General features: G+C 46.1%; 13 protein-coding genes. 12 read left to right on the plus strand and 1 reads right to left on the minus strand.

Annotation, left to right across the window (positions count from 1 at the left end):
* The first annotated feature begins 13 nt into the window (after positions 1–13).
* The 12 genes from hisB to Q0144_RS07355 all read left to right on the plus strand — a co-directional run bounded on the left by hisB (position 14) and on the right by Q0144_RS07355 (position 9655).
* On the plus strand, positions 14–592 hold the full coding sequence (hisB, locus tag Q0144_RS07295) for an imidazoleglycerol-phosphate dehydratase HisB (protein ID WP_298062907.1): 579 nt from the start codon (positions 14–16) through the stop codon (positions 590–592).
* Between the two features lie 480 nt (positions 593–1072).
* On the plus strand, positions 1073–1210 hold the full coding sequence (locus Q0144_RS07300) for a hypothetical protein (RefSeq protein ID WP_298062909.1): 138 nt from the start codon (positions 1073–1075) through the stop codon (positions 1208–1210).
* 1 nt (position 1211) lies between these two features.
* Positions 1212–2159: a substrate-binding domain-containing protein gene (locus tag Q0144_RS07305; RefSeq protein ID WP_298062911.1), complete on the plus strand. Its 948-nt coding sequence runs from the start codon at positions 1212–1214 to the stop codon at positions 2157–2159.
* Positions 2160–2245: 86 nt separating this feature from the next.
* A complete protein-coding gene (locus tag Q0144_RS07310) occupies positions 2246–2734 on the plus strand; it encodes an HAD-IIIA family hydrolase (RefSeq protein WP_177389116.1) in 489 nt (162 codons plus the stop codon).
* Between the two features lie 55 nt (positions 2735–2789).
* On the plus strand, positions 2790–3323 hold the full coding sequence (lptC, locus tag Q0144_RS07315) for an LPS export ABC transporter periplasmic protein LptC (RefSeq protein WP_297944378.1): 534 nt from the start codon (positions 2790–2792) through the stop codon (positions 3321–3323).
* Positions 3287–3802, plus strand: coding sequence for a lipopolysaccharide transport periplasmic protein LptA (lptA, locus tag Q0144_RS07320; protein ID WP_298062913.1), 516 nt, complete (start codon positions 3287–3289; stop codon positions 3800–3802). Before lptC ends, lptA begins: the two co-directional genes overlap by 37 nt.
* Positions 3799–4698 carry a GTP-binding protein gene (locus tag Q0144_RS07325; protein WP_298062915.1) on the plus strand — a complete coding sequence of 300 codons (900 nt, stop codon included), beginning with the start codon at positions 3799–3801 and terminating at the stop codon, positions 4696–4698. Before lptA ends, Q0144_RS07325 begins: the two co-directional genes overlap by 4 nt.
* Positions 4699–4810: 112 nt before the next feature.
* Positions 4811–5650, plus strand: coding sequence for a GNAT family N-acetyltransferase (locus tag Q0144_RS10575; RefSeq protein WP_366111393.1), 840 nt, complete (start codon positions 4811–4813; stop codon positions 5648–5650).
* Positions 5617–6105 carry a hypothetical protein gene (locus Q0144_RS07340; protein WP_298062918.1) on the plus strand — a complete coding sequence of 163 codons (489 nt, stop codon included), beginning with the start codon at positions 5617–5619 and terminating at the stop codon, positions 6103–6105. The genes Q0144_RS10575 and Q0144_RS07340 overlap by 34 nt, the downstream gene beginning before the upstream one ends.
* Complete coding sequence (gene mrdA, locus Q0144_RS07345; protein ID WP_298062920.1) at positions 6102–7922, plus strand: penicillin-binding protein 2; 1821 nt, start codon at positions 6102–6104, stop codon at positions 7920–7922. The genes Q0144_RS07340 and mrdA overlap by 4 nt, the downstream gene beginning before the upstream one ends.
* A gap of 341 nt (positions 7923–8263) precedes the next feature.
* Positions 8264–8917, plus strand: coding sequence for a hypothetical protein (locus Q0144_RS07350; protein ID WP_298062922.1), 654 nt, complete (start codon positions 8264–8266; stop codon positions 8915–8917).
* Positions 8918–8956: 39 nt separating this feature from the next.
* Positions 8957–9655 (plus strand): hypothetical protein, encoded by a 699-nt coding sequence (locus tag Q0144_RS07355; RefSeq protein ID WP_298062924.1) that lies wholly within the window; start codon positions 8957–8959, stop codon positions 9653–9655.
* Between the two features lie 762 nt (positions 9656–10417).
* Here the strand turns inward: Q0144_RS07355 and Q0144_RS07360 are convergent.
* On the minus strand, positions 10418–13027 hold the full coding sequence (locus tag Q0144_RS07360; protein WP_298062926.1) for an AAA family ATPase: 2610 nt from the start codon (positions 13025–13027) through the stop codon (positions 10418–10420).
* Between the last annotated feature and the right edge of the window lie 169 nt (positions 13028–13196).

The following is a 13196-nucleotide window of genomic DNA, read 5'->3' on the forward strand; positions in this document are numbered from 1 at the left end:
TAAGGATTGCGCGATGATAAGCAAAAATAGGGCTACGAAAGAGACCAAAATCGAGCTGGAGCTGGAGATTTACGGATGCGGCGCGGCGCAGATACAAACGGGCATCGGCTTTTTCGATCATATGCTTAGCGCGTTTGCCAAGCACGCGTGGATCGATCTGAACTTGCGCTGCGAGGGCGATTTGCAGGTCGATTTTCACCACAGCGTCGAAGACTGCGGCATCGTGCTCGGAAGCGCGATAAAAGAGGCGATCTATCCCGCGCAAAACATCGAGCGCTTCGGCGATAGCGTCGTGGTGATGGACGAGGCGGCGGTTTCTGCGGCGCTTGATTTTTCCAACCGCGCGTTTTTGGTATTTAATTGCCCGAGCCTGAAGCGCGGCAAGATCGGCGAATTCGACGCCGAGCTTGTGGAGGAGTTTTTCCGCGCTTTGGCTTTCAACGCAAATTTCACGCTACATATAAGCCAAATTCGCGGCGAAAATCTGCATCACGTAGCAGAAGCCGCGTTTAAGGCGTTTGCCGTCGCATTTCGTCGCGCGATAAGTATCAATGAGCGCGCCGGCGTGCCTAGCACGAAGGGCGTTTTATAGCGGCAAATGCGCGCTAAATTTAGCAAAATTAGCAATTTGCGGTTTTGTAATTTTATCGGCGTTTGAAATTTTACTTTCGCCGCTCGCTTAAAATCCGCGAAATTCCGTCTTTGCTAGAATTGATTTGCAAAGGCGCGCCGCTTGGCTGAAATTTTAAACCAGCGGCGTGCGTATAGGCTGTCTAAAATTTTGCGCTCGCATTGCGTCGAAATATCGCTTTGCGTATTAAATTTTGAAGGTGAGATATGGATTCTTTCTCGATTTTTATTTTCCTTTTATTCGCGCTGCCGATAATTTCGTTTATTTTCCTCATCGTGTATTTAATAAAATTTATTAGATCTGCTAAAAGCGAGCCCGAGCGCCACAGAAGGATTAGAAATCTCCTGATCCTCTCCGCGTTTTTATTCATAATCTTTTCAGCCGCCCTAATAGGCTTTTTATGGCTGCTTAATAGCGCACTTGCGCATATGTGAGGCATAGATGAGCGATGAAATTTTTCAAAAAACGATCGTCGTAATATTGGCGGCTTGGGCAATCAGCGTTTGTGCGCTAGTCGCAGCGGCGCTGTATCTGCAGAGCAAATGCTCGATCATCTCCTATATCGCAAACGGAAACTAAGATGAAGCGTGCAATTATCGCCATTTTGCTGGTGTTTATCTTGGCGGCTTTCGATTTTGCGTTTTACCGCCTTGTCGTGAAGCGATACGTCAATCAAAGCAGCGCCGAGATGCAGGCCAAATCGATCGAGCTACATAAATTTCTGCCGTTTGATGAGGGCTCGCAGATCGTGCGCGTTAGCTCCAGTTTAAAACTTAGCGGCGATCTGCCCATAATCGACGGCGCAGCGGCTTTGTATCCCGTATTTTCGGCATTCGTCGCGGCGAGCTATCCTAAGCAAAGCGTGGAGTTTGACGGACAAAATTTCACGAATGCTAGCAGGCTTAAATTTAGCAACACTCGCGGCGCATACAAGGCCATAAGCGACGGCGAGGCGGATCTGATCTTTGTCGCCGCCCCTTCGAAGCAGCAGCTTGATTACGCGCGAGAAAAGGGCGCAAACTTACGCTTCGTGCCGATCGGGCTGGAGGCGTTCGTCTTTATCGTAAATGCAAATAATAAAATTTCAAGCTTAACCGTGGATCAGGTGCGAGGGATCTATTCTGGGGAGTTTGACGACTGGTCGCAGCTAGGCGGCGAGCACATGCGAATAGATGCCGTGCAGCGAAACGCGGGCAGCGGCAGCCAGAGCGCATTTTTGAAATTTATGGGCGAGACGCAGCCTAAGCGCAAGATCACGGGCTTTTTCGGTAGCGCGATCGGCTTTTCGTTTCGATACTATGTCGAGGGGATCGTGCAAAACGGCGGCGTGAAGATGCTTAGCCTAAACGGCGCGTATCCGAATAAAGAAAATATCTCTAGCCGCAAATACCCGCTCGTAGCCGAAATTTACGCGGTTTACGATGAAAACAACAAAAACGAAAATATCCGCATCTTGATAGATTGGATCCTTTCACCGCAGGGGCAAAGTATCATCGAAAATAGCGGCTACGTGCCGATTAAGGGCTAAGATCGCGGCTTAAATTTATACGGCGTTTGCCAAAAATTCAGCCAAATTTCGTTAAAATCACAAAATTTCAAAAAACGGAAAACGAAGTGATAAAGATCATATTTTTAGACGTAGACGGCTGCCTTAGCGACGGCGGGCTGTACCATTCAAACGGCGGCGAAGAGATGAAGAAATTTAACGTAAAAGACGGGTTCGGCATCCAGGAATGGCAACGGCTGGGGCTAAAGGTCGCGATCATCACCGGCAAAAGCTCGCAAATCGTCGCAAACCGCGCGCGCGAGCTAAAGATCGATACGCTCTTTCAAGGCGAAAAAGACAAGCTCTCAAGGGCGGAGCAAATTTTAAAAAATTTTAACCTAAGCTTCGATGAGGCCGCCGCGATCGGCGATGATATAAACGATGCGAAGCTTTTAAATGCGGTCGCGATCAGCTTCAAGCCCGCCGATGCGCTAAGCTCGCTAAAAGCGGACGTCGCGCTAAGCAAAAACGGCGGCTGCGGTGCAGTGCGCGAGATGATCGAAATACTCGTCGATAAAAACGGCATGCGCGAAGAGTGGAATAGCAAATGGCTGTAATTTTGCAAGCGCGCGCGAGGGGCGAAATTCTGCGTAGATCAAAAGGAGCCGAGCGATGGTGATAAAAATTTTTTACGTCGCGATTGCGATCTTTTGCGTCGCAATGGTGTTTTTAAGCGTGCAGACGCCGTATTTTAGCGATATGTTTAGACAGGATCTAAGCATTGCGAATATGGAGATGAAAAAGATCGTCGATTATCAGATCGGCGAGCGCGTGGATGCTAAATTTACCGCGGACGGCGGCACTCGCTATAAGGATCGCGACGAGTTTGTAAATTTTAAAGCCGAGGAGATTAGCGCAGATCTAAATCACACTTTGGTTTCAAAGACTGCGACGCGCGCAGGCGAGCTGATAAAATTTAACGGCGACGCGCATTACGTAAATAGCAGAGGCTTTGATTACACGGCGCAGGAGATCATCTACGATACGAGCAGCAAGATCGTCCGCTCCGACGTGCCGTACGTGCTGCGCCAAGGCGGCGACCGCATCACGGGCGCAAGTATCAGCTACGACACCAAAACCAAACAAACAAACTCAAAAGGAATCCACGCATGGTATTTAATAAAAGATCAAAATTCCACAAACTAATATTCGCATCTGCGCTAATTGCGGGCTTTGGCGCGACTACTCTTAGCGCCGCGCAGGAGCAGGTCGAGGTCACGGCGGATAATTTTTTCGCCGACGAGATTAAGCAGATCAGCGTCCTAACAGGCAACGTCCGCATCAAAAAGGGCGCTTACGATACGCTAAATTCCGACAAAGTGACGATCTATTTCGACGCTAAGCGTCAGCCTACCAAATACGTCGCGACGGGAAACGCAAATTTTAAAATTTTACTCAATCAAAAGCATTACGACGGCAGAGGCGGCGTGCTGACCTATGATCCGACTATCGAGGCTTATACGCTCGAAAACAACGCCTATCTGCATGAGGCCGAGACCAAAAAGGAGGTTTACGGCGATAAGATCATCGTAAATCGCCAAAAGGGCACCTACGAAGTAAAAAGCGGCGGCGGCGAGAAAAAGCCCGTGCGGCTGATCTTTCAGGTCGAAGATCAAAACAAATGATCTATCCTAGCAGTGCGCAGTTTATCACCTCCGCCGCAAATATCGCGGGTGCGCCCGAGTTTGCGATGAGCGAAGTGGCGTTTTTGGGGCGTTCAAACGTCGGCAAAAGTAGCCTGATAAACGCGCTTACCGGGCGCAAAAATCTAGCCAAATCAAGCTCGACTCCCGGCAAAACGCAACTGATAAATTTTTTTGAAGTTAAATTTAAACAAAAGCTTGCCGCAGATTCGGACGGCTCGCAAGCTGAAACGACGCCCGATCTGGCGAGCAAAGGGGCTTTGAGCTCGGATGCAAATTACGCGCGAGAGCGCGCGGACGTTGCGACGTCTGAGCGAAATTTAAAGCAGGACTCTATTTTAAATTTAAAAAGCGTTTCGGCGGATTTTAGATCGGATCGCGAGGTGGATCTTGCGGCAGGTTTTACGTCAAATTCCGCACAAAGCTCCGAATTAAATTTTACAGACAAATCCGCGCTAAGCTTAGCGGGCAATTCCGTTTTTTTGGATATTGCGAGCTTGGGAGAAAATATCTCTTTGATCTTCGTGGATCTGCCGGGGTTTGGATACGCTAAGGTTTCTAAAAAACTGCATTATATCTGGCAGAAAAATCTCGACGAGTTCATCAAGGAGCGCCTAAATATCAAGCTTTTCGTCCATCTCATCGACGCGCGGCAGTTTGATCTTGCGATAGATAAAAATTTGCAAAACTATCTCGCTAGTTTTCTGCGCGGCGATCAAAAGGTCGTGAGGCTCTACACCAAAGCCGACAAGCTCAATCAAAGCGAGCGCGCAAAGCTTTTGAAGCACGATCCGCAGGCGATTTTGGTCTCTACGCTAAAAGGCAGCGGGCTTGCAAAAGCGCGCGAGATCATTGTGCGCGGGGCGTTTGGATTATGAAATTTCTAAATTTAAATACGCAAAATTTTACGGCGCAAAATTTCAAAATAATTAAATTTAGCGGATATAAAATGCACCGCGAAAATTGCGCGAAGATTAGGGAAAATTTTAGATGATACGGCTAAAAAAAGCGCGCCTTTGCGACATTTCGCGTATGCAGGAGCTCGTAAAAGAGGAGGTGCAAAACGGCGTGATCTTGCCGCTTGAAAGCGATGAGATAGCTGCCAATATCCGCTCATACGTGCTGGCGTTCGGTTGCGATTTTAAGGCGGATAGGAGTTTTGATTCCAAGGAAAATTTGAGTTTTAATTCTAAAGAAAATTCCGATTTAAATTTAGCCGAGAATTCCGATTTAAATTTAGCGCGCAATGTCGATTTAAATTTAATCCAAAGCTCCGCCGCAAATTTTGCCGAAATTACTTCTGAAAATTCCGCAGAAAATGCCGCGGGTAATTTTGCGCCGCAACTAGCTACGTCTCAAAATAGCGTGTCACGAAATAGCGCAGCGCAAGCCGTATCCGGAGCGAGCCGCGCGCAAGCGGGCAAAGAGCAAATTTTACGGAGCGAATATTCGCAAGAAGCGAGCGTTTTTCAAACCGAACGTTCGCAGCCCTGCGAATCCCAGTGTCTAAAAGAAGCCGAAATTTTAGCGGGCTTTGCTTCGCTTAAAATTTTTAACGCAGATCTTGCCGAGGTGCGCTCGCTCATCGTCGCTCCGCAGTTTCGCAGGCGAGGCATTGCCAGAGCTATCGTAAATGAGCTGCTCGGTGAAGCGAAATTTTACGGGCTAAAAAGCGTATTTACGCTCACCTATCAAAAAGAATTTTTTGAGCGTCTGGGTTTTATCGAAATCCCAAAGGACGAGCTGCCCGCGCAAAAAATTTGGGCCGATTGTATTAAATGCAAAAAGTTTCCGGTATGCAACGAAATCGCACTTATCTATACGTTATAGCTGACACGCTTTTTAGCGCGGGGGTTCTTTTCTACCTGCTTCTAAGTGCGGTGTATAGGGGGCTGCCGCCGCTGATCGGATTTTTTTTCACGGCGATGGTGGTGCAAAAATACGAAAACGACGTGAAATTTAAAAAGTTCGGCTTTAGCTGGTTTTTCTCTATTTTTTATCTGTTTTGCGCCGAGCAGATCCACGGATTTAACCTATTTAGCGTGGCTATCGCGTATTGTATATTTTATTTCGTGGTCTATGAAAACTCATTTAAATATATTAAATTTAGAAATTTTTTGATCTGCTTTTACGTGATGATCAGCTATGTTTTGGTCTTTGTGGTGAGTAACGCGATCTCGGCAATCAAAAAGAGCGAGTACCTGCCTCTAAACGGCGAGTATTTAAATTATATCGTGATCGAAATTTTGCTCGCTCTGCTCTTTTTTAAGGGGCGATTGGTATGAGGCTGAAGTTTGTATTTGCTTTCGTGATACTATTTTTTAGCATGCTTTTGGTTAGAATTTATTATCTTTCGATCAAATCGAACGAATTCTACGAGCAGGTCGCCAAAAATAACGTCATCTCTACCGAATACATCCCGCCGGTGCGCGGTCAAATTTTAGACGCCAAAGGTCGCCCGCTCGCGATAAACAATCTCGGCTTTTCTCTATCGATCGCGCCGCATCTAAAAGACGCCGCGCTGCAAAGCGAGCTAAATAATATCTCGCGCTACTTCAAAGATCTCAACGTCACCGCGATGAGCAAGAGCTACAAGGACGCGAATTCCGCTTATAATCAAGATTTTATCGAAGTCGTGCCGTTTTTGGACTACAACGCCACGATAGAGCATTTCGCGAGCTTGAGCCTGCACGAAAATATTAAAATTTCGCCCGCTTCGCAGCGCTTTTATCCTTACGGCGCGCTTGCTTCGCATATCATCGGCTACGTAGGCCGCGCCAATAAAAAAGATATCCAAAACAACCCCCTAAGCGCGCTTACCGGATACAACGGCAGAAGCGGCGTCGAGGGGTATTATAACGAGCTTTTGCAGGGCAGCAAGGGCGAGCGCAAGACGAAGGTTACGGCGCTAAATCAGGTCGTAGAGGAGATCTCGATGCAGGAGCCCAGCAGCAGCGAAATTTCGCTTACCATCGATCTTGAGCTGCAAAAATACCTCGAGGAAATTTTTAAAGATAAAGACGGCGTAGCGATCGTGATGGATCTGCACGACGGCGCTATCATCGCGGCGGGCAGCTTCCCCGAGTACGATCTGAACACCTTCGTGGGCGGAATTTCACAGGCGCAGTGGGATGAGCTGATAAAAGATCCGCGCCATCCTTTTACGAATAAGCTCGTAAACGGCCTCTATCCGCCGGGCTCGGTCATTAAGATGGCGGTGGGGATGAGCTTTTTAAACAGCGGCAAGATCAACGAGAACTGGAGCGTGTTTTGCAGCGGCGCGATAGAACTTGGAGGGCGTAAATTTCGCTGCTGGAAGAGCTGGGGTCACGGCCGTGTGAGCTTAGTAGAAGCGATTAAAGGCAGCTGCGACGTGTATTTTTACGAAGGCTCGCTGCTGGTGGGGATCGACTATATGTCCGCGTATCTGCAGCGCATGGGTTTCGGTAGCAAAACGGGCGTCGATCTGCCCAATGAGTTTGTAGGCACGATGCCTAATAAGGCCTGGAAAATGCAGAAATTTAAGCGCGCGTGGTATCAGGGCGAGACGGTCAATGCCTCGATCGGTCAAGGCGACGTGCTCGTAACCCCTATGCAGGTGGCGAAAAACACCGCGCAGATCGCCTCGGGCAAGGCTATCACGCCGCATTTTTTAAAAAGCATCGACGGTAAGCCGGTGGAATTTACCCCTACCGAGCTTTTCACGCCGAAAGAAAAGGCGCAGCTGCCCCTCGTGCGACGCGGTATGTATGAGGTCGGCAACAATCCCGACGGAGGCACTGCCTACAAGCTCATCCATACCGCAGTAGTGCCTCTAGCGGTCAAGACGGGCACCGCGCAGGTCGTAGGCATCTCTCAGACCGCTAAAAAGCGAATGAAAGAGGCCGATATGGACTACTTCCACCGCTCGCATGCCTGGATGACGAGCTTTGGTCCTTACGATAAGCCGCAATACGCCGTAACCGTGCTCGTAGAACACGGCGGCGGCGGCGGAAGCGCGGCAGGTCCAGTGATAATGCAAATCTACGAAAAACTCGCCCAGATGGGCTACATCGACGCCAACGCAACGACTAACAAAGATACCGCAAAGAAAACGAAGTAGGATGGGATTTTAGAATTCTGTCCATGCTTGGCTTGCTTTAAATTTTAAAATTTAGCAAGCCTTTGCGGGTTTAAAATTTTGAAATTTACCCCGCTTCCGCAAGTTTGAAATTTTAAAATTTAGCGATGAACGTCGGCATAGAATTTTAAAATTTTATGAAACTTGGAGGAGATAGAATTTTATTTCACTATTACGGGTTTGAAATTTTAAAATTTAGCGCAGTGCGGAGGCTTTGAAATTTAGAATTTTACCCGTCCTTTGCAGATTTTAAATTTTAAATGCACCATAAGAATAAGGCGGTAGAATACGCTAAAATATTTTTTATAAAAATGGGGAAATTTATGAGGGATTATGATAAAGAACCGATAGTGATAAAAAACGACTATTTGCTAAAAAGTAGATTAACAGTAGGAATTTTTTTCTTGATATTCGCATTAGTATTTGCCATTAGATCTATTTTTCCCATCGAAAGTTTCTTTAATAGTATTTTGAGAAAAGGCGAGCTAGCGCTTTGCGTATTTATATTTTTTAAAACGATTTTTGGAGATTTTGCAATGCTGAAAAGCATGCTAGTAAATGACTTACAAATTAGAATTTTTGAGAAAATAATAGAATGTGACTATGTGGATTTTGCAGGGAATTTAAAGGTACTAAAAATCCAGCTTACGGAGCATACAAAGATAACGTATTCATACTTTCCATGTTTTGGAGAAACTGCAAAACTTGATAGTAAAACTTTAATGGATAAAATTACGTATATAACAAATCTTGCAATGGCTATCGTCATAAACTTTATATCTATAATTATCTTTCAATGCTTAAATTCCTTGAGGATAAAAAAGTACTATATTTTTAATGATAACGGTATTGTGATATCGGCAAAACAAAATAAATTACTTATTGATAGATTTGGCAAAGTTCCTTTTAATAAGCGAACCCTGATGATATCTTTAACTAACTACAATTCAAAATTTTTTGATAAGGATAAAAAATAATTCTAATTTTAACGGTATCAAATTAGGTGAATAAGTAGAATGAAAATTTTAGCTTACGATCGCAACGGGCAATATAGACGATGGCAGCCAAGGCTTAAATTTGATGATAGATTACGACAAAGAATTTTAAAAAGCGCCGAAATGAAACGCGATAAAAGCCAAATTGATCTTAAAAGCTATAAATTAGGGGCTAGGGTTATAAAGGAGTTCATTAAAAAATGTTTTGAGCTAAAAGGAGTAAGAATTTTATTCTGGATCGCCTTGCTCTTTTTTACTATAGACTGCCTGGGCGTTATATTTGCCAGCATAGATGCGGTTTTTTTGGCGGAGTATAGCGGTTATGATATCGCGCATCCGTTTTCTATCGTTTTAAAAGCTTTTGAACTAACGTGGCGTGAAGAGGCGAGCGATAGCGAAAGCGATATTTTTGGCGCTATGGTATTGTATCTATTTTGCGCGACGGTAATTTTGCCTCTAATCATCTGCTGTTTTGTATTTTCCAAAATAAAGGCTTTTATTCTGCTGGATAAAATATCCGCCGCATCTGCATTTTTTATAAGTTTATTTTATGCTTATCCGCTAGCTGTGATAATCCTAGCAAAAGCGGGTTTTACTTGGTTGGGTCATCTATTTGATCGCTCAAATTTTAATTTTAGCATAATGATGATAAGCGCTTTACCGTCGCTAATAATCGCGTCTGCGATGGTTCTTATTCTAAAAAGAAGAGATAAAATTTAATGCAGATAAGTTTATGAGACCATCTTTTTTTGACCAAATTTCGCGTAAATTAATACGTAAAATTTTATGAATAGGGCTCGAGATATGTGAATTTAAAAGAGGCAAATTTTGAAACGATCTTAAAATTTGCTTCCGTTTCGGATTTAAAATTTTAGGTTTCGAGGTTTGGAATTTCGATCATCGACTTCGAATTTTAAAATTTTAATCCTGACGACCTTTTAAAATTTTATGATCTAAAATCCTTGCGCTTTTGAATCCTGCAGCTCAAAGTCGCTGCTTCTTAAATTTAAAATTCTAAGCTCTGAGATGCGGAGCCTTGCTCGATAAAATTTTAAAATCTAAGCCGGAATTTTATTTGGTAAAAATTTTATCGGGCAGGATTTGGCTCGATAAATTCTATAGAATGCTATTATGAAAGGGGAAAAGATGAAATTTTAAATAGAGCATTTTAATTCCCAACGGGATGGAATTCTACCGGGCAAAACGACGGGAGTAACGATAAAAATAAGCGAGTTTCAATCCCCAACGGGATGTAATTCTACTACGATACGCTTTCGGCAAGCGAGATGAATTTGCTGTTTCAATTCCTAATGGGATAGATTGCCCGTTCCCACTCTTTGCTTTCGCCGTCGCTGATTTCGTTTCAATTCCCAAGGGATAGATTACCCACCAAATTTACTTAGCTAAGGCGTGAGATTTACCTCGCCAAATTTACTCTGTCGAAGCGCGGAATTTACCCTGCAGGATAAATTCCGCCCGATTTTACTTCACTCTCTTTATCTCGATCTTGTCGTCATGCGCGCCGATTTCGATCCGATCGCCCGTTTTGATCTCGTCGCTTAGGATCATATCGGCGATCTTATCCTCCACCAGATCGTAGAGCGCCCTTCGTAGCGGTCTTGCGCCGTATTCGATATCAAAGCCCGCCGAGGCGATGAGCTTTTTGGCATTTTCGCTTAGGCTTGCGTTAATGCCGCGATTTGCTAGCGTTTTTTGCAGGCTTTTAAACATAATGCCCACGATTTTTATAAGATCGTCCTCGCTTAGGGCGTTGAAGATCACGATGTCGTCCAGGCGGTTGATAAATTCGGGCTTGAAATAATTCTTAAGCTCGCTCTTTACCGCCTCCTCGCGCTCGGCAAGCGCGACCTCGCGCGGCTTGTCCGCATTTTTGGCGTCAAGCTCCATAATCTTAGCCGAGCCGATATTGCTCGTTAGGATGATGATCGTATTTTTGAAATCAACCGTAACGCCCTTGTTATCGGTCGCGCGCCCGTCGTCTAAAATTCCAAGCAGGATGTTAAAAACGTCCTTGTGCGCCTTTTCGATCTCATCAAAAAGCAGCACAGAGTAGGGCTTTCTGCGCACAGCTTCGGTAAGCTGTCCGCCCTCATCGTAGCCCACGTATCCAGGAGGCGCGCCGAGCAGGCGCGAGACGCTGTGTTTTTCCATATACTCGCTCATATCAAAGCGGATCATCGCCCGCTCGTCGTCGAATAAAAATCTAGCTAAGCTCTTTGCGCTCTCGGTCTTGCCGACGCCGGTAGGGCCCAAAAACAAAAAGCTTCCGATCGGGCGATTTTCATTCACAAGCCCCGCCTTATTGCGCTTGACGGCGCGAGCGATGGCGTGCAACGCCTCATCCTGCCCCACGACGCTTTCTTTTAGATGCTCCTCGATGTGGAGGAATTTCTCCTTTTCGGAGGAGAGCATTTTGCTTACCGAGATACCGGTCCATTTGCTTAAAATTTCAGCCACGCTCTCCTCGTCCACGCGGTTTCGCAAAAGCACGCCGTTTTCTTTCATCGCATCCCACTTCGCCTCAAGCTCCTTGACCTTTGCCTGCGCGGCGGGGATCTTGCCGTATTCGATCTCGGCAGCCTTGCTAAGATCGCCGTTGCGTCTTGCTAAGCTCGCTTCGTTTTTAAGGCTGTCGATCGCTTTTTTCTCCTCGCTGATGCCACCGAATACGGACTTTTCGTTTTCGAATTTAGCCTGAAGCGCGTTTTTCTGCTCAGTTAAATTTTCGATCTCTTTATCGATCTGCGCGAGCCTCTCGTCGTTTTTGCCGTCATCCTCCATCTTAAGGGCTTCCTTTTCGACCTGAAGCGTGAGGATGTCGCGCTTGGCCTTGGCAAGCTCGTTTGGCTCGCTTTCGATCTGCATTTTAAGCTCCGCCGCCGCTTCGTCAATGAGATCGATCGCCTTATCCGGCAGAAATCTATCGCTGATGTAGCGGTCGCTTAGCCTTGCAGCCGCCACAAGCGCGCTATCGGTGATGGTGACGTTGTGATGCACCTCTAGTCGCTCCTTTATGCCGCGCAGGATCGCCGTAGCCTCGCTCACGCTAGGTTCTGCGACCGTTACGGGCTGGAAGCGGCGCTGAAGCGCGGCGTCTTTTTCAAAATACTTTCGGTACTCTTTTAGCGTCGTAGCGCCGATAGCGTGCAGCTCGCCGCGCGCGAGGGCAGGCTTTAGGATGTTTGCGGCATCCATCGAGCCTTCGCTTGCGCCTGCGCCTACGATGGTGTGAATTTCATCGATGAAAAGCACGATGTTCGCGGCTTTTACGACCTCGTTGATGACGGCTTTGAGCCTATCTTCAAACTCGCCGCGGTACTTCGCGCCTGCAATCAGCGCACTCATATCAAGCGCGATGACGCGTTTGTTTTGCAGACTAAGCGGAACCTCTTTTTTAGCGATCAGCTGTGCAAGACCCTCGACGACCGCGGTTTTTCCCACGCCCGGCTCGCCGAGTAGGATCGGGTTGTTTTTCGTCTTGCGGATTAAAATTTGCATCATTCGCGAGATCACCTCGTCGCGACCGATGACCGGATCGAGCTCGCCCGCGATTGCCTTGGCGGTGAGATCGACGCCGAATTTACTAAGCGCCTCAAGCGTCTCGTCGGCGGTTTGCGAATCGATGCTTTTGCCGCCGCGAAGCGCCTCTAGCTCCTTTTTGATCTCGCTAAGATCTGCAAATTTAGATAGAATTTTCTTTAGCGGATCGGCGTTTAAATTTGCGATCAGCCAGGTATCTACGGCGATAAATTTATCGCCCGAGCTCGTCATCAGCCCTTTTGCGATCTCTAGCGAGTTCATCAGCTCGCGCGAGATTCGCACGTTTTCCTTCGTGACGTTTGAGCTCGTAGGCAAATTTGAAATTTCGCTTTTGATCTCAAGCTCGACCGCGGTCTTTTCGATGCTAAATTTATTAAAAATTTGATTTAGAACCGAGCCGCTATCGGCTACCAACGCCCAGAGCATGTGCAATACGCCCACTTCACTATTTTTGGAATGGATCGCCAAAGAAACGCTGCTTTCGAGCAAAGAGCGCATTTTATCGGTTAAAATTTCAATAGTTTCGTTCATAAATTTTCTCCTAAAGTTGAAGTTGATTGCATTATATAACTTTAGTGTCTTTATGTCAAGGTTTTTTAGTGAGATTTTAAAATTTTCGCTTTAAATTTATCTGTAAACGCGCAAATTTCGTATGAAATTTACCTTATTTTTAGCCAATTTTCTATAAAATTCACTCCAT

The organism is uncultured Campylobacter sp. (genome assembly GCF_938045345.1).
In the GTDB taxonomy this organism is placed as follows: domain Bacteria; phylum Campylobacterota; class Campylobacteria; order Campylobacterales; family Campylobacteraceae; genus Campylobacter_B.